At 44.4% G+C, this 23323-nt stretch carries 19 protein-coding genes and 1 pseudogene; 15 read left to right on the forward strand and 5 right to left on the reverse strand.

Features of this window, described 5'->3' with window-relative positions:
* Nucleotide 1: 1 nt before the first annotated feature.
* Entirely contained in the window at nucleotides 2-4462 is a 4461-nt protein-coding gene (gene gltB, locus K6Y31_RS06085) for a glutamate synthase large subunit (RefSeq protein ID WP_233051918.1), read from the reverse strand.
* Between the two features lie 405 nt (nucleotides 4463-4867).
* On the opposite strand from gltB, the gene mnmL reads away from it, so the two are divergent.
* From mnmL to K6Y31_RS06100, 3 genes are all read left to right on the forward strand, one after another.
* Nucleotides 4868-5806, forward strand: coding sequence for a tRNA modification radical SAM protein MnmL/YtqA (mnmL, locus tag K6Y31_RS06090; RefSeq protein WP_233052126.1), 939 nt, complete (start codon nucleotides 4868-4870; stop codon nucleotides 5804-5806).
* A 158-nt stretch (nucleotides 5807-5964) separates the two neighbouring features.
* On the forward strand, nucleotides 5965-8427 hold the full coding sequence (locus K6Y31_RS06095; RefSeq protein ID WP_233051919.1) for a transporter substrate-binding domain-containing diguanylate cyclase: 2463 nt from the start codon (nucleotides 5965-5967) through the stop codon (nucleotides 8425-8427).
* A gap of 23 nt (nucleotides 8428-8450) precedes the next feature.
* A complete protein-coding gene (locus tag K6Y31_RS06100; protein ID WP_233051920.1) occupies nucleotides 8451-8855 on the forward strand; it encodes a hypothetical protein in 405 nt (134 codons plus the stop codon).
* A 107-nt stretch (nucleotides 8856-8962) separates the two neighbouring features.
* Here the strand turns inward: K6Y31_RS06100 and folE2 are convergent, their stop codons facing one another.
* Nucleotides 8963-9889, reverse strand: a complete 927-nt coding sequence (folE2, locus tag K6Y31_RS06105) for a GTP cyclohydrolase FolE2 (RefSeq protein ID WP_233051921.1) — start codon at nucleotides 9887-9889, stop codon at nucleotides 8963-8965.
* Between the two features lie 183 nt (nucleotides 9890-10072).
* Here folE2 and arcB point away from each other — a divergent pair, with 183 nt between their 5' ends.
* The 4 genes from arcB to K6Y31_RS06125 are packed head-to-tail and all read left to right on the forward strand — an operon-like array spanning nucleotide 10073 to nucleotide 14323.
* Nucleotides 10073-12397: an aerobic respiration two-component sensor histidine kinase ArcB gene (gene arcB / locus K6Y31_RS06110; RefSeq protein WP_233051922.1), complete on the forward strand. Its 2325-nt coding sequence runs from the start codon at nucleotides 10073-10075 to the stop codon at nucleotides 12395-12397.
* The gene (locus K6Y31_RS06115) at nucleotides 12394-13053 is read left to right on the forward strand and encodes an esterase/lipase family protein (RefSeq protein ID WP_233051923.1); all 660 of its coding nucleotides are present in this window, start codon (nucleotides 12394-12396) and stop codon (nucleotides 13051-13053) included. Before arcB ends, K6Y31_RS06115 begins: the two co-directional genes overlap by 4 nt.
* Before the next feature lie 50 nt (nucleotides 13054-13103).
* Nucleotides 13104-13580, forward strand: coding sequence for an NUDIX hydrolase (locus tag K6Y31_RS06120; protein WP_233051924.1), 477 nt, complete (start codon nucleotides 13104-13106; stop codon nucleotides 13578-13580).
* Between the two features lie 38 nt (nucleotides 13581-13618).
* Entirely contained in the window at nucleotides 13619-14323 is a 705-nt protein-coding gene (locus K6Y31_RS06125; protein ID WP_233052127.1) for an RNA pseudouridine synthase, read from the forward strand.
* An 89-nt stretch (nucleotides 14324-14412) separates the two neighbouring features.
* Here the strand turns inward: K6Y31_RS06125 and K6Y31_RS06130 are convergent, their stop codons facing one another.
* Nucleotides 14413-15504, reverse strand: coding sequence for an acyltransferase family protein (locus K6Y31_RS06130; RefSeq protein ID WP_233051925.1), 1092 nt, complete (start codon nucleotides 15502-15504; stop codon nucleotides 14413-14415).
* A gap of 333 nt (nucleotides 15505-15837) precedes the next feature.
* Between K6Y31_RS06130 and K6Y31_RS06135 the strand changes: the two genes are divergently transcribed.
* The 5 genes from K6Y31_RS06135 to K6Y31_RS06155 all read left to right on the forward strand — a co-directional run bounded on the left by K6Y31_RS06135 (nucleotide 15838) and on the right by K6Y31_RS06155 (nucleotide 19730).
* Nucleotides 15838-17421, forward strand: coding sequence for an alpha/beta hydrolase-fold protein (locus K6Y31_RS06135; RefSeq protein WP_233051926.1), 1584 nt, complete (start codon nucleotides 15838-15840; stop codon nucleotides 17419-17421).
* A gap of 216 nt (nucleotides 17422-17637) precedes the next feature.
* Nucleotides 17638-18003, forward strand: a complete 366-nt coding sequence (locus K6Y31_RS06140; protein WP_233051927.1) for a hypothetical protein — start codon at nucleotides 17638-17640, stop codon at nucleotides 18001-18003.
* 498 nt (nucleotides 18004-18501) lie between these two features.
* Entirely contained in the window at nucleotides 18502-18921 is a 420-nt protein-coding gene (locus K6Y31_RS06145) for a hypothetical protein (RefSeq protein WP_233051928.1), read from the forward strand.
* An 82-nt stretch (nucleotides 18922-19003) separates the two neighbouring features.
* Nucleotides 19004-19357, forward strand: coding sequence for a hypothetical protein (locus K6Y31_RS06150; RefSeq protein WP_233051929.1), 354 nt, complete (start codon nucleotides 19004-19006; stop codon nucleotides 19355-19357).
* Nucleotides 19335-19730 carry a hypothetical protein gene (locus K6Y31_RS06155; RefSeq protein WP_233051930.1) on the forward strand — a complete coding sequence of 132 codons (396 nt, stop codon included), beginning with the start codon at nucleotides 19335-19337 and terminating at the stop codon, nucleotides 19728-19730. The genes K6Y31_RS06150 and K6Y31_RS06155 overlap by 23 nt, the downstream gene beginning before the upstream one ends.
* Before the next feature lie 207 nt (nucleotides 19731-19937).
* Here K6Y31_RS06155 and rdgC (K6Y31_RS06160) read toward each other — a convergent pair.
* Nucleotides 19938-20184, reverse strand: a pseudogene (gene rdgC / locus K6Y31_RS06160) (recombination-associated protein RdgC); the annotation flags it as partial.
* 316 nt (nucleotides 20185-20500) lie between these two features.
* Here rdgC (K6Y31_RS06160) and K6Y31_RS06165 point away from each other — a divergent pair.
* The 3 genes from K6Y31_RS06165 to K6Y31_RS06175 all read left to right on the forward strand — a co-directional run bounded on the left by K6Y31_RS06165 (nucleotide 20501) and on the right by K6Y31_RS06175 (nucleotide 22099).
* Nucleotides 20501-21232, forward strand: coding sequence for a PRC-barrel domain containing protein (locus tag K6Y31_RS06165; protein WP_233051931.1), 732 nt, complete (start codon nucleotides 20501-20503; stop codon nucleotides 21230-21232).
* An 82-nt stretch (nucleotides 21233-21314) separates the two neighbouring features.
* A complete protein-coding gene (locus tag K6Y31_RS06170) occupies nucleotides 21315-21602 on the forward strand; it encodes a sll1863 family stress response protein (RefSeq protein ID WP_233051932.1) in 288 nt (95 codons plus the stop codon).
* A 41-nt stretch (nucleotides 21603-21643) separates the two neighbouring features.
* Entirely contained in the window at nucleotides 21644-22099 is a 456-nt protein-coding gene (locus tag K6Y31_RS06175) for a sll1863 family stress response protein (protein ID WP_233051933.1), read from the forward strand.
* A gap of 239 nt (nucleotides 22100-22338) precedes the next feature.
* On the opposite strand, the gene rdgC (K6Y31_RS06180) is transcribed toward K6Y31_RS06175, so the two are convergent.
* Nucleotides 22339-23250: a recombination-associated protein RdgC gene (gene rdgC / locus K6Y31_RS06180; RefSeq protein ID WP_233051934.1), complete on the reverse strand. Its 912-nt coding sequence runs from the start codon at nucleotides 23248-23250 to the stop codon at nucleotides 22339-22341.
* Nucleotides 23251-23323: the final 73 nt, after the last annotated feature.

Here is a 23323-nt window from a genome sequence, read left to right on the forward strand (position 1 = left end):
CTTATTGGGCTTCAACCCGTAGCTCGGCAGTGGAACGACTACGGTGGCCTAACAATGATGAAAGCTCCGCGGATTTCGGTTTAATTAATCTAAACAGTGGCAAATATTGATGGAAGTTCGCCAAAATATGCTCGGCGCGCTCACTTCCTGTTTCCTCTAAATGCAAGTTGATCAGGCCGCGAAGGTGCTCTTGGTGAATGATTAAATCATCTAACTCAATCGTTTCCACCAGCTCAGGATTTAGCTTCTCGCTAAAGTTTCCTGATTCATCAAGAATATAAGCAAAACCGCCGGTCATCCCCGCGGCGAAGTTAACGCCCACTTCCCCTAATACGGTTATAATGCCACCGGTCATGTATTCACAGCCATTGTCACCGATGCCTTCAACCACGGCATGGGCGCCGGAGTTACGCACCGCAAAACGCTCGCCCGCGCAGCCGGCGGCAAATAGCTGACCGCCAGTGGCGCCGTATAAGCAGGTATTGCCTATGATAGCGGCTTCGTGAGATTTAAACGCCACGCCCGCATGAGGGTGGATCACTAACTTACCCCCCGCCATGCCTTTGCCGACATAATCGTTGGCGTCACCGGTGAGATAAAGCTCGACGCCGCCGGCATTCCATACGCCAAAGCTTTGACCTGCGGTGCCGTTGAGGATGATCTTGATCGGGTCGCCAGCCATGCCTTGATTACCGTGTTGCTTGGCGATGATGCCTGAAATCATCGCGCCTACGGAGCGGTCGGTATTGCGAATAGTATGACGATAGACACCGCCGGATTTATGCGTAATCGCATCACTTAGCTGCTCTGCTAATTTGCGGTTAAGTTCGCCTTTATCAAACGGCGGGTTGGTTTCGGTGCAATATAAAGGATGCCCCATAACACTTTTCGGTGCATACAAAATAGCTGATAAATCTAGCTTACTTTGTTTTTGGCTCTCGCCGTCTTTGACCAAGAGTAAATCGGTGCGACCAATTAAATCTGTTAGCTGTTTTACCCCTAATTGCGCCATCAACTCACGGGCTTCTTGAGTGATAAACTTAAAGTAGTTCATCGCCATTTCAGGTAAGCCGTGGTAGTGGTCGCGGCGCAGCTTTTCATCTTGAGTCGCCACACCTGTAGCGCAGTTGTTGAGGTGGCAAATACGTAAATATTTACAACCTAAGGCCACCATGGGCCCAGTGCCAAAGCCAAAGCTTTCCGCGCCGAGCATGGCTGCTTTGATCACATCTAAACCGGTTTTAAGGCCGCCATCCACTTGCAGGCGCACTTTATGACGGAGGTTATTGGCAACGAGTGCTTGATGGGTTTCAGCAAGGCCGAGCTCCCAAGGGCTACCCGCATATTTTACTGAGGTTAATGGGCTCGCGCCCGTGCCGCCGTCATAGCCAGAAATAGTGATCAAGTCGGCATAGGCTTTTGCCACACCGGTTGCTATGGTGCCGACACCGGGCTCGGACACTAATTTAACCGAGACTAAGCAATCTGGATTAATTTCTTTAATGTCAAAAATCAGCTGCGCTAAGTCTTCGATTGAATAAATATCATGATGAGGCGGCGGTGAAATTAGCGCTACACCTGGCGTGGAATAGCGTAACTTGGCAATTTGTGCGGTCACTTTATGGCCGGGTAATTGGCCGCCTTCACCGGGCTTGGCTCCTTGCGCTACTTTAATTTGAATGACTTCGGCATTCATTAAATAGTGCGGCGTAACGCCAAAGCGCCCCGATGCAATTTGTTTGATTTTTGATAGTCGTTTGTTACCAAAGCGAGCGGGGTCTTCACCGCCTTCTCCTGAATTCGAGCGACCACCTAAGGTATTCATCGCAATTGCTAAGGCCTCATGAGCTTCAGGGCCGAGTGCACCAATGGACATGGCGGCCGAGTCAAAGCGCTGATACAAAGACTCCGGCGCTTCCACTTGGTCAAGTGCAATGGCTTTGGTATCGCTGGTAAGATTAAATAAATCGCGCAGACTGGAAACGGGGCGCTGGTTGACCGTATCGGCAAACACTTTATAGTCTTGGTAATCACCTGACTTCACCGCCACTTGCAAACTGGTCACCACATCAGGGTTGTAGGCGTGGTATTCACCGTCATGCACGTATTTGAGTAAGCCGCCTTGCTCAAGTGGCTTGCGATGAATGTAGGCTTGTCTATGTAAACGCAGTGCATCTTGTTCAAAATCAGTGAATTTTGCGCCGGCAATGCGAGAGGTGACGCCTTTAAAGCAGCGCTCAATGACTTCGTCATCAATGCCGATGGCTTCAAATAACTGCGAGCAGCGATAACTGGCCACCGTTGAAATGCCCATCTTCGACATGATTTTGTACAAGCCTTTATTAATACCGTTACGATAATTATCAAGGGCATCGCGCAGGTTAAGGTTTAAGGCGCCGTTATCGACTAATTGGCCTAAGGTTTCATAGGCTAAATACGGATAGATAGCCGTTGCGCCAAAGCCGAGTAACACGGCAAATTGGTGTGGGTCACGGCAGCTGGCGGTTTTAACCACTATGTTAGTGTCACAGCGTAGGTTGTTATTCACCAGTGCCTGTTGCACTGCGCCCACCGCCATCGCGGCAGGGATAGGAAGTTGCTCTGGTGAAATGTTTTTATCTGATAACACCAGCAATACCGTACCACTTTGCGCTAACGAAACGGCTTGTTGGGCAATGCGCTCAACCGCCGCGTCTAAGCCCTCATCGACGCTAAAGGTGAGGTCTATCTGGCCATGTTGATAGTGTTGCTGATCCAGTGCCAGTAATTGCTTGATGTCACTGTAAAGCAAAATAGGTGAGTCAAACATCACGCGGTTAGCATGGCCGGTAGTTTCGTTAAACACGTTTTGCTCTTGGCCAATACAAGTGGCCAAGCTCATCACGTGACTTTCACGCAGCGGGTCAATGGGCGGGTTAGTGACTTGAGCAAACTTTTGTCTAAAGTAGTCATACAAGCTGCGCGGCCGCTGCGATAACACCGCCATTGGTGTGTCATCGCCCATAGAGCCTGTGGCTTCTTGACCGATTTCGCCCAATACACGGATCACTTGCTCAATTTCTTCAGCAGAATAGCCAAACGATTTGTGATAGCTCTTCAGTGTCAGCTCATCCATTTGCCGCGCGCCAATGGCGTTATCAGCAATTTGACTAAATGGCTGCAAACGTTGGCTGTTGGCACTGAGCCACTCGCGGTATGGGTGGCGGCTTTTTAAGTCTTGGTCAATTTCAAATGAGGTCCATAACTTGCTGGTTTTAGTGTCGATAACAAACAACTCACCAGGGCCAACGCGGCCTTTTTCAACTACCTCATCGGGTTGGTAATCCCAAATACCGACTTCAGAAGCAAGGGTGATAAAGTTGTCTTTGGTGATCACGTAGCGAGCAGGGCGCAGGCCATTACGGTCTAAGCCACAACCGGCAAAACGACCGTCTGTCATCACGATGCCGGCAGGACCATCCCACGGCTCCATGTGCATAGAGTTAAAGTCGTAGAAGGCTTTGAGGTCGTCGTCCATTGATGGGTGTTTTTGCCACGCGGGCGGCACCACTAAACGAAAGGCACGAAATAAATCCATGCCACCAGCAAGAAATAACTCCACCATATTATCTAATGAAGATGAATCTGATCCAGAGGTGTTAACAAAGGGCGCAGCATCTTGCATGTCGGGCAATAGTGGTGAGCCAAATTTATAAGAGCGTGCCTTGGCCCATTGGCGATTGCCTTCGATGGTGTTGATTTCACCGTTGTGCGCCAATAAACGAAACGGTTGTGCCAGTGGCCAACGTGGTGAGGTGTTAGTTGAAAAACGCTGGTGGAATAAGCAGATGCTGGTTTCCATGCGAATATCGGCCAGATCCAAGTAAAAGATCGGTAAATCCTCTGGCATCACCAAGCCTTTGTAAATCACCACTTGATTCGACAAACTGGCAATATAAAAGTCGTCATCATCGTTGATACGCTTTTCAATGCGGCGGCGCACCAGATAAAGGCGACGTTGTAAGTCTGACGCGCGCCAACCCGTTGGTGCGTTAATAAAGATTTGCTGAATATCAGGCACGCTTTGCTTGGCAATATCGCCTAATACATTAAGATCAATAGGTACGGTGCGCCAGCCTACTAAGGTCAGGGTTTCGCGGGCGAGCTCTTCACTGATAATTTGTTTGGCTAATTTAGCTTTTTCACTATCTTGGCTTAGAAAAAGCGTACCGATGGCGTAGTTACGGCCTAAATTCCAGTCGTTTTCTTGGGCGACAGCACGAAAAAAGCTGTCTGGTTTTTGCATTAATAAACCACAGCCATCGCCGGTTTTACCATCAGCGGAAATACCGCCACGATGTTTCATTCTGTCTAGAGCGGAAATAGCAACGCGAACCAGCTTATGGCTGGTTTCGCCCTTAGTATGGGCTATTAAGCCAAAGCCACAGTTATCACGTTCAAAAGACGGGTGGTAAAGAGACATAACTTTGCTCCAATTCCTATCATCGCTAACTTTATATGAGTATCAACTTAGCCTGCGATGATGTGTATTCGTTAAGTTGGCGAGAAACTAACCAGAAAAACACAAGGAGTCAAATTTCGTTTACATTTAACTAGATTTGTTAACATTTATTTTTGTTTAACCTTTTCAGCTGTCTATCAACTTGCTTTCTGGCTCTGAATCCTGCATCTCGAGGTTGTTTGGGTATAGATATTCGTTATTTTGGTGATTAAGCTTAAGTTTAGGCTGTTTTTTAAACAAAAAGTTTACTGCTTTGTTAAAAATATAATAATCCCTTACTTAATGCTTGTTTGATTTACCTCTACAACTTATTTTAATCAGGTGGTTAGCATGTCGACTTTGATTGAAGAGATTGAAGTAAACGCTATGCAGCTACATCATTGGGTGAATACCCTAGGCCAAGATTTAAAGTCTCGTTACGGTGAAACGGTGCGTAAGCTCACCATACATGGCAATTTTACTTGCCCAAACCGAGATGGCACCTTGGGCCGTGGTGGCTGCACCTTTTGTAATGTCGCCTCTTTTGCCGACGAAACCATTGCCGTGCAATCCATTGCGGAGCAGTTAGCTATAAAAGCTGAGCAACTTAAGGCAAAGAGCACGAAATATTTGGCTTACTTTCAGGCGTACACCAGCACTTATGGCGAGGTGCTTGAATTAGACAGGCTTTATCGGGAAGCCATGGCGTATCGTAATATAGTGGGATTATGTGTTGGCACTCGGCCAGATTGTGTCTCTGATGCGGTATTAGCGTTACTGGCAGGCTATCGCGCACAAGGCTTTGAAATTTGGCTCGAGCTTGGCTTACAAACCAGTAATGATAAAACCTTAAAGCGCATTAATCGTGGTCACGGCTGGGCCGAATATGAAACAGTATGCCTAAAAGCCAGAGCGTTAGGGATAAAAGTGTGCACTCATTTAATTGTTGGGTTGCCCGGAGAGAGTTTGCTTGATTATCAGCAGACTATCGATAGGGTCGTGACATTAGGCGTTGATGGGCTTAAATTACACCCTTTGCATATTGTGACAGGCTCAACCATGGCCAAAGCTTATGCCGCAGGTAAATTAGCTGCGCTCACTCTAGAGGAGTATGTGGCGGCAGCGGTGATGATGATTCAGCGCACGCCGGCGCATGTGGTATTTCACCGAGTATCAGCCACTGCCAGAAAACCTACTTTGATAGCGCCTGATTGGTGTGAAGAGCGCTGGAAAGGGATCATCGCGGTGGCGCAAGGGTTAGCTGAGTCTGGCCCTCAAGGCAGTCAAACAAATTCAGGCTATCTTTACCCAAGTAATTTTCGCTGAACGCGTATCTTAAAGTTATTGAAGATACTTAATAATTGGAACGTTCTGTGAGCCAACACGGATGTTTCAATGGATAAATTGTTTAAGACTGGTTAAATAAGCGCAGTCATTCATAATAATGATGGGCTATGGAAAAGGGGGCGCTAAGCCACTATTGAATGTTTAATAAGTGTTTTAAATTAATAATCTATTGCTTATCTGTTGGTTTTTTTGCAGGCTTTAACAGCTTTGCCTTTAGCGCGGATAATCTATTAGATACAGAAAAGCCTAATTCTATCAACTTGATAGTCCCGAACGAGCATTTACCCTTAGGTTTTTATCAAGACAATCTTTTAACAGGCGTGTTAACGGATTATTGGGCGCTGTGGTCAAGAAATACGGGAATTAAGGTGAATGTGCAGACTCAAACGGAGTCTGCCTTAGGTGATACGCGCAATATTCACCTCTCTCTTTCTTCACAAAGCTATGATCCTGATTTATTGCGCATTCCTTTAGTAGGATTAAAAGTAAAATTATATTATTTAAATAAAAACCAACGGGTTATTTCACGAGCATTGCAGGACAAGCAGCAACTTGTTCGTTTAGGTTATGTAGCAAGCAAAGGTTATTTAAGTGACAACGTGGCACAGCAGATTAACGTTCAGGCCAGCGCTTATGATTCTTCTATCGCGCTGATGTGGCATTTAATTCAGGGAGATATCGATGCCATTGCGACGGTTAGTATTGATACAGGAGTTGGGCACAGTGATGATTTACTTACCCTATTTATGAGCGTTTATGATTTGGCCGAGCTAGACATTGTGGCCCAAGTAGAGCCTACACAGGGTGAATTAATTGATTGGATCAGTTGGGGCGCTAACTTGATCAGTGCTTCTGAGTTGCAAAAACTCGACGCTAAATGGCTTTCTATATCGGGAATGTGGTGGTGGATTGTTTTACCCATTGTCATTGTTGCAGCATTAACTATTTTTATGGTGCGTGGCGTTAAGCGCAAAAGGAGCAACAAAGCGTTTCCGCTTTCCGTGATGCCTTTTGCTTCAGTGATTATTAGTCAAGATGGTAAGTATTTACTTGAAGCGAACGCGATGGCACAACAGCTACAGTTGTGTCCATCCAGTCTATATAAGCAGCCGCTGCCTGATTGCCTTCAACCTGTAGTCAATTTAATTCAAACCAGTTTGGATGAAGGTGAAATTGTAAACCAGCAAATTGGTTTAACCTGTTTAGCGGGGAGCTGGCACTTTTTCATTTTAAATGCCAAACGTATTCAGCAGGGTAAGCACTACCATTGGCTATGCCAACTTTGCCGTTTGACTTCGCAGCCTGATTTTCGTCCTTTACCGCAGCAACAAGCCTTACTGCGTGATGTGTTAGCGGCAATTACCAGCCCTGCTTGCATTAAAGATAAACAAGGCGTGGTGCTCGCTTGTAATAAGCTTTGGTCCGATTTATTTGGCTTAAATAATAGTGATGTAATAGGCAAGCGCGACAGAGATGTATTGTCTAAAGATGAGTTAGCGCGTCAGCGTCCATTAGAATCCGCGGCTTGGTTGGGACAGGTGCAGTGTGGTGATGATGTTGTTGTCTATCCCATGGAAAATGAACAGCAACATATTTACGCTTTACTAGTAGTATTGAATCAGTCTCAAATCATGACTCGACAAGAATGCGATGCTGAGAAAGCGCAATATTTAACCGCTTCCTTGATGGCCATGTTTAATGATTATCCTGATCCGGTCGCGATAGTGACAAAAGCGGGACTATGTAAAGTGGCTAACCATGCCTTTGCCGATGCCATGGTACAAAAGCCCTTACCTGAAGTGATTAATCAAGCTGTCGCAAATATTTTGCCAAATGATAAAGTTGATTGGAATAAACGCCAGCATAAACAAATATTTCGTGCTAACGACAGTGTGAAGTATGAAGAGCTGGTGTTTTTGCCCCAAGGCAAGCAACAATGGCTTGAAGTGGTGAAGAATCCGTTTGTGTTTCCACTTGATAACGAATCCGCTATTTTGATGGTGACCCATGACATTACCGAGCGTAAGGATACTGAGCAGCAATTAGCGGACGCAATCGGTAAGTTAGAAGAGCTTAGCTTCATTGATAGCTTAACCCAAGTGGCGAATCGACGTAGTTTTGATGAACAGTTGCGTTATTACTGGCGTAGCAGTATTAGCCAAGAGCAGTCGATGTCGCTGATCTTGTTAGATATCGACTTTTTCAAGCCGTATAACGACAACTATGGCCATCAAGAAGGTGACCAAGCGCTGACCTTAGTAGCCAGTACGATCAAGGATGCATCAAAGCGAGCTACCGATTTAGTGGCGCGCTATGGCGGTGAAGAGTTTGTTATTTTACTGCCCGATACTGACAAAGATGGCGCAGAGCATATTGCTGAAATGATCCGCCAAGCAGTAGAAAATAAAAATATTCCTCATGCTCATTCACAGGTTGCTAAGCATATTACGGTGAGTTTGGGGGTCGCCACCCTGACGCCCGATCCAGATTTAGATTACGACACTTTAATTGAACAAGCAGATTTAGCGTTATATCAAGCCAAAGACAGCGGCAGAAACCAATTACTGCACTTTGAAGAGTTAGCGGGCATAGTGGATTAGCTAGACGTAAGGTAAAAGTATTAATGGCTATTAACCCAAATGTGTCGAAAGCGGCTCGTTATTTAAGCGCATTTATATTTATCGGTATAGGACTATGGTGGGGATCTGCTATTCTGGTTTCGCCTAAACCTGTTTTTGTTGCAACAGTCGCCAGCGTATTCTTTGTTATTTCTTTTGGATTAATACGTAATTTATTCTGGTCTAGGCATATTTCAGTTATTTTCCTCTTTACCATATCGCCATTTATGACATTACTTTGGTTGCCTAGTAAGCAAGGTAATGTTTCTTTATCGACCACGCAAAACTTCGTCGCTCAACTCAATTTAGGAGAGCTCTGGTGCTTCTATATGGTGATCGTTATTTTAAATTTGGGTTTAGCTTACCTGCTGAGTCAAAGTAAAACGCAATTTTATCGGAAGTGGATTTAAGCGTGAAGTAATGTAAACAATCGGACATTTTTCCGGCCAGTTAGCTATTAAGCAAATAAAAAGGCGCCGCTTGGCGCCTTTTTAAATTGTTAACAGAACAGCTAGCGTTAAGGCTTAAAGCCGCCTGGCACTCCTTTTGTCGTAACCGCAACGGCATCATGGGCGTGAAGACTTTCATAATGGTTTACGCGTACCCAAAAATCGGCAAATTCATCGCGTGGCGTTAATGCATGTTGTAAACGGCGTGCTGCATCTTCACAAAACATTAGGTTTTGGCCATTTAAACGCGCAAATTCTTGCTCATCTTCACGCTTAACCGCTGCTTGTACTGGCGTTTGCAGCGCTTGCTCAACCAAATCAATAATTTCAATAATGGGAAGATATTGGTTTTCATTGGTTAATTTTACTTTTACTTGCGCATTGCTGCGCTGACTGTGCGGCGTGGCTACTATGCCTTGTGTTGTACCTAACCATGCATGTACGGCTTCTTTGTCGAGGCTTTCGCCTGCGGCAAAGTTGTCGTTAAAAGCTTGTTGGATCAACTGGCGCGCTAAGGCTGCAGAGCAAGGGCAAGTTGACGAATACGGTACGTTTAATTCAAGCTCAAGCTCAAAGTTGTCGTCTTCTTGGCGTGCGGTTAGTACCACAGGATAGGCTTTCCAGCCTTGCTTACCGCTGATCAGTGACTTGCGACGTAAATGATAATCAAACGACAATTTTAAATGGGCTTGATTGCTTAAATCATCGTGACTAATTAAAAACTCATCTAATAATTGTTTTAGGCTCGCTAAGGTCACTTCGCCATTAACTGATAATTCATCAAGTAACAAATACAAGCGCGACATATGAATGCCTTTGGCTTTGGCGTCAGTCAGGTTCACAAAAGCTTCTGCTTTTGCACTGACTTGGCGTGCAGTTTGATTGTCACTTGAAACCATCAGAGGTAACTCTATTTGGCTCATTCCAACCCAGTCTAATAGTCCTTCTTTTTGGGCGAAGGCACTATTGGCAACGTCCGGCATTGATGATGACATTAAGGCGATACTCCTGATTACTACTAAAACAGACCCAATTCTATCATTGAGCAAAGGTGTTTTGGCTCAAATTTTGATAAGGCCGCGAATTATAAACCCCTAAGGGCAGATTAAAAACCATAAAAAACCAAGGTTTTTCAACTTAGGTCGTTTATTATTGACACCATAAAAGGGAGTGCTTGCATGAAAAAAATGAAAGTCTGGTCGCAGTTTTATGTTTCATACTTAACCCGCTTAGGTATCTTTAAATTCAGTTTAATGATGGCTACTTGTCTGATTTTGTTGGCGCTTTTTGTACAAATTGCCGTCACTCTATTTTTGTCGGGAGAGGTTAAGCAAATAGACCTGATCCGCTCGGTATTTTTTGGCCTGTTAATTGCGCCATGGGCAATATACTTTTTTTCAGCCGTAGTGGATCAATTGGAGCTGGCACGAAAGAAATCAAGTCTGATGGTAAAAAAACTGCAACAGATGCGCGAGCGAGACCTAGAGCGCGCCCAAGAGTTAACCCAAACTATCGAACAAATGCATCAAGAATTTGAGCAGCGTAAAAAAGCAGAGCGCGCTCGCAGCGCGGCGATGACTGAATTAGAAAACGAAATAAAGCAGCGCGAAGAAGCGCAGCGCACTTTAGAAGATAAAACGGCATTACTGCGCTCATTTATTGATAGCTCGCCGGACTTAGTTTACTACCGCAGTGAAGATGGCTGCTTTTCAGGCTGTAACAAAGCAGTCGAAGAGCTCACGGGCCGCACCGAATCGCAATTAATCGGCCTCACGCCAAGAGATGTTTATCGCTCTGATATCGCTGAGAAAATAATTGAAACCGACGCCGCCGTATTTGAATCTAACGAGCCTCTTACCTACGAGCAATGGTTGGAATTTCCATCAGGTCGCAAAGCAAACTTTGAATTAAGTAAGGTGCCTTTTTTTGATCAAAAAGGTAAACGTTTAGGCTTATTGGGCTTTGGTCGCGATATCACCGAGCGCAAAAAATACGAAGAAAAACTTGAGAAAGCCAGTCGTGATAAAACCACCTTTATCTCCACCATTAGCCACGAACTGCGCACGCCCCTCAATGGCATTGTTGGCTTAAGCCGCATGCTGCTCGATGGCGAGCTTAGTCAGCAGCAACGTAAGTACCTTAAAACCATTCATGTTAGTGCCACCACCCTAGGCAATATTTTTAACGATATTATTGATTTAGATAAGCTGGATCGAAAGCGTTTAGAAATCGTCAAGCAGCCGCTCAATTTTCATGACTTTGTTTCAGATTTAGAAAGCTTGGCGCATATCCAAGCGCAGCAAAAAAATCTTTATCTAGCTTGTGAAAATGCGCCTAATCTACCGGATTATATCGAAGCCGATGGTACCCGTTTACGCCAAGTAATGTGGAACTTGATCAGCAATGCGGTCAAATTTACCGATCAGGGGCGCGTTGATATTCGTGTCAGTTCGATGGCATTAGGTGAAGATAAAGCGCGTATTCGCATGGAAGTACAAGATTCAGGTATCGGCATACCGGAAGATCAAATTAAGAAAATATTCTCGATGTATTATCAGGTTAAAGGCACCAAGCAAGCCACCGGAACCGGTATCGGGCTAGCGGTGTCACATAAGCTAGTGAGCGCGATGGGCGGTGAAATATTAGTGACCAGTGAGCTGGGCAAAGGCTCAGTGTTTGCGGTTGAGCTGACAGTTGATGTACCGAAAACACTTAATGAGTTAAGTGAGCAAGTTAAGGCCTTGCCCAATCTCGATATTTTGCTGGTGGAAGACGTCGAGCTGAATGTCACCGTTGCCAAAGCATTACTGGAAAAATTGGGTCATCAAGTCTCGGTCGCCATGACCGGGCAAGCGGCATTAGATATGGCAGAGCAGCATGCTTATCAACTCATTTTACTCGATATTCAATTACCCGACTTCAGTGGTTTTGAAGTAGTGGCTAAATTGCGCGATCGTTTTGGCGACGATCTATGCCCTGTGGTAGCACTGACCGCCAATGTGATTAATGATCGAACGGAATATTTTGAACAAGGCATGGACGATGCCATTAGTAAACCCCTTAGTGTGGAAGCGGTTGCCGCCATGGTGAGTGAGCTATTCGCACATGAGCCTTTACCGGTTGCTGTTCATCGCCATGATCACGTTGAAGTAAAGCTGGAAACCTTATTAGATACTGAAATGCTGGGTGACTTTTTAGGCGCGGTGGGTAAGCCAACGCTTATTTCAAGTGTGGCTTTGTTTGAAAAATTAATGCCTGAATACTTGGCCGTCTTAGAGTCAAACCTCATCGCCCGCGATCAAGACGGCATTGTCAATGAAGCGCACAAAATCAAAGGCGCCGCTGGCTCGATCGGTTTAAAACGCTTACGTGAGCTGGCGCAAAAGGCGCAATCGCCTGACTTGCCCGCGTGGTGGGATAACATTGACGACTGGGTTGAAAAACTTAAGCGCGAATACCCAGCCAACGTTGAGCACTTGTATGAATGGATTGAGCAGCAATGAATCAAGACGCTCATGTTAAGAAAGAAACAGTGATCTTATTGCATGGTTTAGTGAGAACGCCGCGCTCAATGAATACCATCGCCAAGCACTTGCGCCGTCAAGGTTATCAAGTGGTTAACCTCGGCTACGCTTCGCGCCAACATGATGTGATGACCCTAGCTAATCAGGTCATGCCACAAGCGTTAGCGCAGTGCCAAGCGGACCACACCATTCATTTTGTCACCCACTCACTAGGCGGTATTTTGGTGCGGGCATATTTATCCAAGCATAAAATAGAACAATTAGGCCGAGTAGTGATGTTAGCGCCGCCCAATCAAGGCAGTGAGATTGTTGATAAGCTTGGCCATTTACGCTTATTTAAATGGATTAATGGCGAGGCAGGTTTGCAATTAGGCACCGATGAAATGAGTATGCCTAAGCGACTTGGCGCAGTTGATTATGAACTGGGCGTGATTGCGGGCACTCGCAGCGTCAACTTGATTTTGTCGACGTTAATGCCCAGACCTAACGACGGCAAAGTAAGTGTCAGCAGCACTAAAATTGCGGGTATGAAAGCTCACTTAACGCTGCCAGTCACTCATACCTTTTTGATGACCAATCGACGCGTGCTAACCGCCATTAGTGCTTTTTTAGCCACCGGCCTATTTGCTAACTAATATTTACTCGCCCCTTAAATGGGGCAAGAACAACCTTGAGAGCTCGATAGATGTTAAATTTTACTCGTGATGGTCATTGCTTTAATTTTCGCAGTGCTGCCGTCATTATTGAGCAAGGCCATGTGTTAATTCACCAAGGCATTAATGATGATTTTTGGACCTTACCCGGTGGTCGAGTTGAATTTTTAGAATCGGCGCAAGAGACAGTTACCCGTGAGTTGATGGAAGAGCTTGGCATTGTCAGTGACGTTCTCCGGCCATTGTGGCTGGTAGAAAACTTTTTCGTCGATGGTGAGTTAAAATATCACGAATTAGGGCACTATTTTCTTACCCGATTAAAGCCAGATGTGCCTTTCGATATGAGCGAAGACTTGGTATGTATTGAACATGGTGGAAGGCTACGTTTTCGTTGGTTTAAGCTCAGCGAAATAGCCAAAGTGAACTTATATCCCACCTTTTTGAAACAAAGCTTATTAGATTTGCCGGACACGCCTGAATACTTTACTTGGAATGAACTCGACAAGTGATATTAGTTGATCAGACTGTAGCCGATGCTCCACTTAATATGCGCTTGGCGCGTTTTATTGCGCTATCAGGCCACTGCTCTCGTCGCCAAGCATCACGTCATATTGATGCCGGTGAGGTGATGTTCAATGGCCGTATTGCCGAGCACATTGATCATGTTCAAACGGGTGATTTGGTGCAGTTAGCAGGGCAAACCTTAACCCTAAAAGCCGCCTTTAGTTATTGGCTATTTAATAAACCTGTTGGCGTGGACTGTAATTTAAGGGCGCATCACAGCGCCAGTTTATTGCACTTGTTACCCGTTGATGCCGGGCGTATTTACCCAGTAGGGCGGTTAGATAAAGACTCGCACGGTTTGCTATTACTCACTGATGATGGCGATTTGTGTCAGCGATTAATTCATCCCGATTTTTATCACCCAAAAACCTACTTAGTGCAAGTAGAGCGCGCTTTTGATGAGGCGTTTTTACTGGCTATGGCGGCGGGTGTGCAACTAAGAGATGGTTTAACTCGGCACTGCCAAATAAGACGGATCGCCCCGGATCAGTTTGAAATTGTATTAACCCAAGGGCTCAATCGACAAATTCGCAAAATGGCGCAAATGCTGGGCTATAAGGTGATTGATTTACAGCGCGTGGCGCTGGCAAATTTAACCTTAGAGGGCTTAGCTTTGGCCGCGTGGCGCCAGCTTTCTGCCCAAGAAGTAGCAAAATTAAAACTCAGCTTGGATATACCTGCGTCTTAAACTGTTAACTTAGCTTCAGTTTCGCTTAAGCCTATTACAAGCGGAAAACATACTATTTTGCTTATCCAGCACTCAGGTAACTTACTATTCTAGCTCGATTTCTTGTTATTTAGTCTTAGAGAGCTAAACACAAAAGCGATTTTCTTGAAATTTTTCGGCTTGGACAAGGGAAGCTCAAAAAATTTGAACGATAGGTATGATAACCCCGAGGTCAAAAACAGAAATATTAATAGTTTAAATTCCACCGCCAAGGTCAGTTTTCGGCAGAAGGCTAACACTATCATGTGCCCTAAATAGGCGCTGAAGCTAACATTACCCCAAAAAATAAGCAGGCGGCTTTCCATCACTTTTTTTACGATGCCATTACCGTGAACCACTGACACCACTAAAACACAGCTCACCAGAGCCAATAGCATAAATTGTTCATGGAATTCGGTTCGTACAACCTCTGCGGAAAATAATTGATTATAAAAACCGGGAGTTAACAAAAAGAAAGCCGACAAACTTGCTAAGGCGAGGGCATTGAGGGCTAATCGAAGGAAGCGACCGGGATGATGATTAAGGTATTCCGTTAATTGGTGTGAGAGAAAAGCGCAGCCAGAGCCGAGCACAAAAATCGGTAAAAAGGGCAGTAAATTAGCGACATACTCAGGTGGAAAAAGCAGCCACCAAGCAACCGAAAATACCATCAAAATGACACTCGTGCGCCATATAGATGTGATTTTATTGAGTAATAAATACGCAATGGGCAGTAAAAAATAATATTGAAATTCGACCGGAATCGTCCAAAAGATGTCTTTGCCGTCGAGTAAGAATATAGCAGCGACGACGTCATCAAGGGAAATGACCTCTAGTCGCAAGCCAAGGTGCAGGTGGGTAATAAGCCAATATGTGAGTAGTGCAGCGACGAAAAGGGGATAAATTCGGATTAATCGGCGCAATAAATAACGTTTGACCCACGGCCATAATTGCTCTCTTGTCGGCTGATATTCAATAAATTGTCGCGTTAACAGAAAGGCGCTTAATACAAAAAAGAGAAATACCCCATACCGTCCTGCGCCACTGAAGCTTAAAGCGGGATGCAGGCTTAGCCCGACGTTAGATGCATGAGAGAGCAGTACCAGTAATACGGCAAATCCCCTGATCCCGTTTAACGACTCAACCTTGCTTACTTGATACATAACAACTTAGTACGTTTTGCCTACATGGTTTTAAGCATAGAGTAGATTTCAAGCTTATAGCGCGATTACCGAGAGCCAACCCTCTCGCCTAGTGAGTCGGATAAAGCCATGTTTACGTGTTTTTGGTCAATAAAATATAAATTCAGTGTTGACATATTATGTCTTTTAGGTATTGTTTCGCTCTATGCCTTTGTTTAATCAGTTCGTAAAAAATATGGTCGTACAATAACATTAGGCTTTGTGTTTGATAAAAAAATAATAGGGCTAGCCTCTGTAAGGGTTAATTTTTTATCGATAAAGATTCAGTGGATGCAAACAGTTAGGGATAATTTGATGAAAAATGCATTAAGCACGATGATAACCATGGCCTGTGCGCTGCTTGTTAGCGGTTGCTTTGCCGAAAAAGAAGTGCCGAAACAGCCAACGGTCGAAACGGTGACCATTACCAGTCCATCTTTGCAAAACAATGTATTACCCATTAAGGCCCAGCGTGAGCTGATTATCTCACTGCCACCCTCTTATCACAGCGATAGCAGCAAAACTTATCCCGTGGTGTATTTACTGCACGGATTAGGCGCCAACGCTTATGGTTGGTTTTCTAATATTGGCGGTGAGCCTAATGTTACCAACGCGCTGAAAACCTTATACGCGCAGCAGCAAATTAACGAAATGATCATCGTGGTGCCAGACAGTTTTACCGAGCATGCCAAAGGTGGCTGGTATAGCAACTCAACGTCGGGTGGCAGCTGGGAGGATTACATCCTTAAAGACGTGATACCTTATGTGGAGGCAAACTATCGCACCAATCAACAACGCGGCATCGCCGGCAGTTCAATGGGTGGCTATGGCGCCCTTAATTTTGCGATTAACTATCCCGAGTTGTTTTCCGGCGTATATGCCATGAGCCCAGCTTTGGTGGGCGAGCATTGGTTAAGTAACATGAAAACCGATGCGCAACTGGCTGACATTAACGCTGGCTTGTCAAAACCAAAAGATCAATGGAGCTGGTGGGAAACCATTAACTATTCCGTCGCTTTAGCATTTGCGCCGAGCAATACCGCGCCCTTGTATGCCGAGGTGCCCTTTACCCAGCAAACGGTTGAACGCATCAGCGCCCACAGCATCATGACCGCCCTTAATCAGCTGTCGGCCAACCAGCTGGAGAATATCAAAGAGAAAGTGACCGCCATTAAGCTTGATGTGGGTAATAAAGACATAGCTATTCGCGGCGATCTGCGCGTGCTATCAAGCGAGCTTGAGCAAAAAGGCATTAACGCGTTTTATAGTGAGTATCCGGGCGGCCATGCTGACCGATTAAACTTATTGATTGAGCAGGAGGTGTTTCAGTTTTTCTCGCAGCATTTTGCCAACGCTTTACCAGCAGAGCCACCAGCGTCACTTGCCGCGATGTCTAACTCGCTGGCGCCTAAGCCACAAATTGTTGAGTTAGACGCCTTTACCCTGACCGGCATTGCTGCGTCAGGTTATGAAGGCAATCAACAGCTAACCGAGCTGTGGCCACGGGTAAATAACTCAGGCATAGATATCAGCACTTGTAACAATAAAGCGGGCATCGGGCTAAGCACCCAAGATCTCTCGGTCTATAACTTCACTAAGTCCAATCAGCTGGAATATATGGTGGGTTGTGAGCTGCTTCAGGGGGCAAGCTTTCCAGCTTCGTTAGCGAGTGAAACCGTTTCGCGCGAGATCCCGAAAAATACCTACGCCGTGTTTGAGTTCAAAGGGGTGATGGACAACCGCTATACCGAGTTTTGGCAAGCCATTATGCTCGATTGGTTCCCCAGTTCTGGCTATGACCACACGGGTGGTTATTTCTTTGAATATTATGGCCCAGAATCTGCGGCCAATAGCGATGAGTCGGTGATGAAGCTTTATTTTCCGATTAAGAAGAAATAAAGCTGATATTGGTAACACGTAATTAACCTGAGCTTGGGATAAATATTATCGTATGAATAATCCGCAAAACCGCTGTGAATATGTCCCTATACGCTCTGCGTTTTCATCCCTGAAAACGAAGCTTTGCTACTCATTCATACGATATTCAATGGTCATGTGCTTAGCCAAAACTAATGTTGATTAAATTGATGATTTTTTTATTGAAGGAAAAAAACGATGAAATATCTATACCTAGGGTTATTGTTATTGTCTTTTCAAGCGGTTAGTGGCGATTTTGTTACTTTTTATAACGATGAAAAAGATTGCTCAATAAAAGAGCTTGGCTATGGTGGCTCTAAGCATGACGCATTGATATTTAAAGGTGAACGTTGGGAAATGAGCGGCATCTCAGGTTGTACTGTGCCTGTTTATAAAAAGGATTTTGAAGAAAAATTCTCTATCTGCTTTTTAACCGCAATGCGCGTAATGAAAACGGGTGAATGTTCGTTTCGAGGGAATGGGAAGCATCATGGCGATGATGTCTACTACTTTGCATTTGATGATAAAGAAACCCTGCACTGCGAGTTTAGTTGCATGAAATGAGAACATAGCCATCAACCGAGCGAGATTGTTGAGGGGCGTATGTAATGGAAATAAATGAACTGGTGAATCCAAAATAGATACGTCTTTTGGTTGGCAAGCTACAACGACGAGCGCGCAAATCTGCTCCGATACTCCCTATAAATGGATATTTAATTATTTCTGTTTATTTATACAGTTATAATGGGGTTTGGCTGGTTCTGCCAAGTTTTGGCTCGGTAAATAAAATGCAAAAGTCTCGCTTTGTTCACATCGAGTTCTTAATTCATTGATATATAATCACAAAAAATATCAGCCCACTGATTTACGGGGGCCAAATTAGGTCTCGGTAATGTTGAGTCTTGGTTTGTTTTCCTCTTGGATTAGAGTTAACAGTCGATTTATGAGGCTAAAGTTTTGATAAATAATTATTTTAATGGGTTAGGTCTAGACGTTAGCGTGTGGCTTTGCCAAGAAAAGTGTGTAATACACTGTTAGGTTAAACGGAGGTCTCAACAAGGTATGAATATTTTTCTTATTGCTGCAGGTACATTAAGTGCAATAGCTGCCATTCTACATTTTGGCTGTATTTATTTTGGTGCATCTTGGTATCGCTTCTTTGGTGCAGGAGAGAAAATGGCGTTGCTTTCTGAGCAAGGGAGTATAAAACCAACACTCATAACTAGTGGGGTTGCACTAGTTCTCGTAACTTGGTCAATGTATGCGTTTTCTGCTGCTGGGGTTATTTTCAAACTCCCTTTAATTCGTTTAGCTCTCATATTAATAACGTTAATCTATTTTGTCCGTGGGATAGTTGGTTTCTTCTTTGTAAAGTCACCTATGGGGCGCTCACCTGAGTTTTGGGTTTGGAGTTCAATTATTTGTTTATCTTTTGGTATTGTTCATCTAGTCGGATTAAAACAGCAATGGCCTAGTTTATGAGCATTCACGAAAGTACATATTATCGGAGGCAGCATGTCACAGGTCCAGGAAGGGTTCTTGTCTCAATAAAGTAGTTCGTAAAATGCCAGAAGACGGCGTCCTTGTGGTTAAGCGTCTCGCCTTAAAGCAAGAAGAGGCTGAGATACAGTTTGAGCGTGATAGGCATATTGAAGAAGTATTGGCAGGGGTGCAAAGTGCAAATGAAAAGCACAATGGTAACCTTGAAGTTCAAGAGATTGAGGTAGTCCCAAATGACTATCCACAACGTGGTCAGGTGATGTCTGCTGCTTTTAAAATTGCAGAGCATGTGCTTACCAAAAACATTTATCAAGCGCAGGCTGTCGGAACGCCCTTCCGCTCCTTCGTCGCTACAAGTCGTCCGCAGCTGCGGGCGTTAGTGGGCAAGGAGAGCCATGAACCAAGCCATACACTTTAAGACATCAATGTTTGATGTTTCTAAGGAAAAAGAGAATCCCATTAATCCGATCTACGGTATATCTCTGCTTGCTTGGCTCAAATCTGAGTTGGCGGGGAAAATCGAAATTACTGAACCTGATGCAGAAGATTGGGGTTGGTATAGTGAATTGGAGTTTGAAGGCAATAACTATCTAATTGGCGCTTGTGCCTACTTCGAAAAAGGCGATAATCCAAAAGATGAAATCGAGTGGGTATTCCAGGTCGATAAGTACCGAAGTTTTAAAGAGAAGCTCTTTGGCAAGAATAAAATGAATGCCTCTGATAACTGCTTTGTATTTTTTAAAACGCTGCTTGAAGAAAACCCAAATTTCAATGATGTTCAAGTTGCGTAATCCACTAACAAGGCCAAGCACTATCGTGCAATACAAAAAAGTGCATTGCACCTCCCTGATCGACTTCTTAGGTGTTAGGGTAGCTAGTGGTGGTTATCTGGTGAGAGGTTATGCCATCTCATACGGATAATTTATCCATGATTTCTTCCCATACTTCACAGTCCTTACCAACAACACAAAAAAGTTCACACTCTTGGTCGAGCAAACTTAGAAGCAGCTACGCTTTTTATCTTCACCACCAAGGGCTTCTACTAGCGCGGGAATAAAGGCTTCTAACTCATCTGTCATTAGCGCAAAGTCTGCGTCAAAACGGGCGGCAAAGTCATCGCCGTCAACGTCTCCGTTTTCTTGCCAGTTTAGTCACTAGCTTGTCGGCGTCTAAGTGGGCTTTAATTTCTTCTGCGGTCAAATCTTGCTGCTTACAACGAATAATACCGCCGTGCTCTAGGGTGCTGCGCGGCAAAGTAACGGGACACTTGCAGTGAAGATGTAAAAGAGGATGTCAGCTAGACCCCCGTTCAACGTAAATAAAATCGTCAATCATTTAATTACTATACCAACTAAAATTATTTAGTCTACTAAATATTGTAAAGGGCTGTTTTGTTGGATTTCTTTAAAATAAAAGCATTAATATATAATAAAAAAGCCAATTCTTGCTTATTTTGGATAGTTTCACTATGCTTTAAACATTGTTTTCATAAAAACAATTCTTTGACCTCTAACTAAATTTTAGGTTGAAATGTCTTATCACGGGCAAGTTAGGATGAATAATGTTAGTTGATTTAAACAAATTAAATGGTAGTACCATTAATGCGGTCGATGGCGAAATAGGAAAAGTAAAAGATGTGTATTTTGATGATCGATATTGGACTATCAGGTTTTTGGTCGTTGATATACAACCTTGGGTACCATTAAGTCAAAAAACCTTAATCAGTCCCATTTCCTTACTCGACTTTAATTTTGAAGAACAATTGCTTAATGTTTCCATGTCAAAAGACTTGGTTAAACACAGCCCCGGTATTGAAGAGCATGAGCCGGTCTCCCGCGAGTTTGAAAGAAAATATTTTGATTATTATGGTTATGGCTATTACTGGATGGGTCCAGAGCCTTGGGGCCAATATACTTTTCCCACCGCATTAGTTACCCGCCAGAAGGCCCCGGTATTAGAACAAGATGATGTACAACCCAGTAACCATTTACGCTCTGCCGATGAGATAACTCACTATGGCATCGTCGCGCGTGATGGCAAGAAAGGCTATGTAAAAGATTTTATTTGGGATACCGACAATTGGTCGCTGCGTTTCATTGTGCTTGACACGAGAGAGTGGTTACCAGGCGGTAAAAAAGTACTGATTGCTCCTGAAAAACTGGGGAGTTTGAGCTGGGAAGATCAAACGCTTACGTGTCATATGAGTGTTGAGCAAATAAAAGCATGCCCAGAATATAGTGCTGAAAAATTAAATGATCCTGACTACTTAGAGGCAGTTCAAAAGGCTTTATGAAGTAGTAACACTGTTAACCGCGAGGGTTATCGCCATTTGATTCTATTGACTATTAATAACTTTACTATTAAGGAGGCAAGTTATGAGTATGAAAGAAGCATACCAAAAGAAACTTCAGGCGCAATTAGATGAGTGGAGTGCCGAAATCGACAAACTCAAGGCAAAAGCCGACCATGCAGAAGGTGATGCACAACTTGAGTACTACAAGGAAATTGAGGAGCTGCGGTCCATGCAGGAAACTGCCACAAAAAAACTAACCGAACTTAAGGATGCTGGTGATGATGCTTGGGAGGACCTCAAGGCAGGTATTGATAGTGCGTGGGACTCTCTTAGTAATGCAATGAAATCAGCTGGTTCAAGATTCAAGTAGATATCATACTCGCTCGAATTCAATAATTAAGGATGTAATAAATGAAATCACATATCTTTGCATTGATGTTGGCCGGCATAATGGGGGTGACTCCTCTGTGTTATGCCCAAGCACAAAACGCTGACACTTCAATAGAAGAGGTTAAGAAAGAAACTCAGGATTTGCTTCAAACCATCGATTCATACACCGCAGACAAAAAAGATGAAGCTGTTCAAGAAGCAAAAAATGGCCTCGATAGACTGGATAAGCGTATCGATGCGCTAGAGGCGAGAGTTGACAAAAACTGGGATAAAATGAGTAATGTTGCCCGCGAGGAAGCTCGTGAGAACCTTAGAGCACTTCGCAAGCAACGGAATCAAGTTGCCGAATGGTATGGCAGTATGAAAACAAGCTCAGACGATGCCTGGGACCATATGAAACAAGGATTTTCTGATGCATATGAAACCCTAGAGGGGGCGTGGGAAAAGTCTGAAAAGGAATTTGACTCTAGCAAATAGAGTTTCGGACTACCTAAGCCACACCGCTTATTCAAAACGTTAGGCAAAATAGTACCTATGGGCTTTTCTGATTACTCACCATTAGCAACTTTACTATTGCATATTGATGTTGCTTGCGGAGTCGATACCATTCGTTAAAATGTCGAGTGCCCATGCTATTTTCAAGCTACGTCAGTAAGTGTGAATAAATCTTTAATACCCACAAACCCCATCAGGTTTGTGGGTATTAAAGTAGCTAATTACGCTTTTTTATCTTCACCGCCAAGGGCTTCTACTAGCGCGGGGATAAAGGCTTCTAACTCACCAGTCATTAACGCAAAGTCAGCGTCAAAGCGGGCGGCAAAGTCATCGCCGTCAACGTCTTCGTTTTCTTCACGTAATACGTCTGAGAATTTAACTCGTTTCACGCCCATGTCTTCACCTAAGATGAACGACACGTTTTCTTGCCAGTTTAGCGCCAGTTTAGTCACTAGCTTGTCTGCGTCTAAGTGGGCTTTGATTTCTTCGGCGGTTAAATCTTGCTGCTTACAGCGAATAATGCCGCCGTGCTCTAGGGCGCTGCGTAGCTCGGCTTCGTCTTCAATGTTAAAGCCCGCTGGAATATTGCCTTCGTTAAGCCAGTCGGTCATGGTGAGCTCTGGTGGCGTGGTTAGGCTTAGCGGCACCACCGGCAAGCTGCCTAAACATTTACGCAGTAGGGCAATTAACTCTTCGGCTTTTTTCGCGCTTGATGCGTCAACCACAAGTAAGTCTGATTTTGGGCTGATCCAAGCAAAGGTTTGGCTGGTGCGGCTAAAGGCGCGTGGCAGCAGCTCCATGATGATGTCTTCTTTGAGCGCGTCTTTTTCTTTTTTCTTTAATGCGCGGCCTTGGGTTTCTTCAAGGGCGAGGGCTCGCTCTTCGACCATGTCTTTGATCACTGGGCCCGGTAGCATTTTTTCTTCTTTTTTAACACAAAGCAGAATGTTGCCGTCAGCGCCGTGAGTCAGAGTTTGGCCAAACTTGCCTAAGGGTTTTACCCAGCCAAATTTCGATACGTCTTGCGAGCCACAAGGGGCAAATTCAAAATCCGTTAAGGTGTTTTCCAAGGCTTCAATGGTGTGTTCAAAAGGGCGGGTAAAACGATAAATTTGCAGGTTTTTAAACCACATAGTATTGATCCACTTATATAAAATATCTGCACCTTACGCATGACTAAGCGTATTGATAGCGTCAGAAGGGTTG

Source organism: Motilimonas cestriensis, assembly GCF_021295315.1.
In the GTDB taxonomy this organism is placed as follows: Bacteria; Pseudomonadota; Gammaproteobacteria; order Enterobacterales; family CBDFNC01; genus Motilimonas; species Motilimonas cestriensis.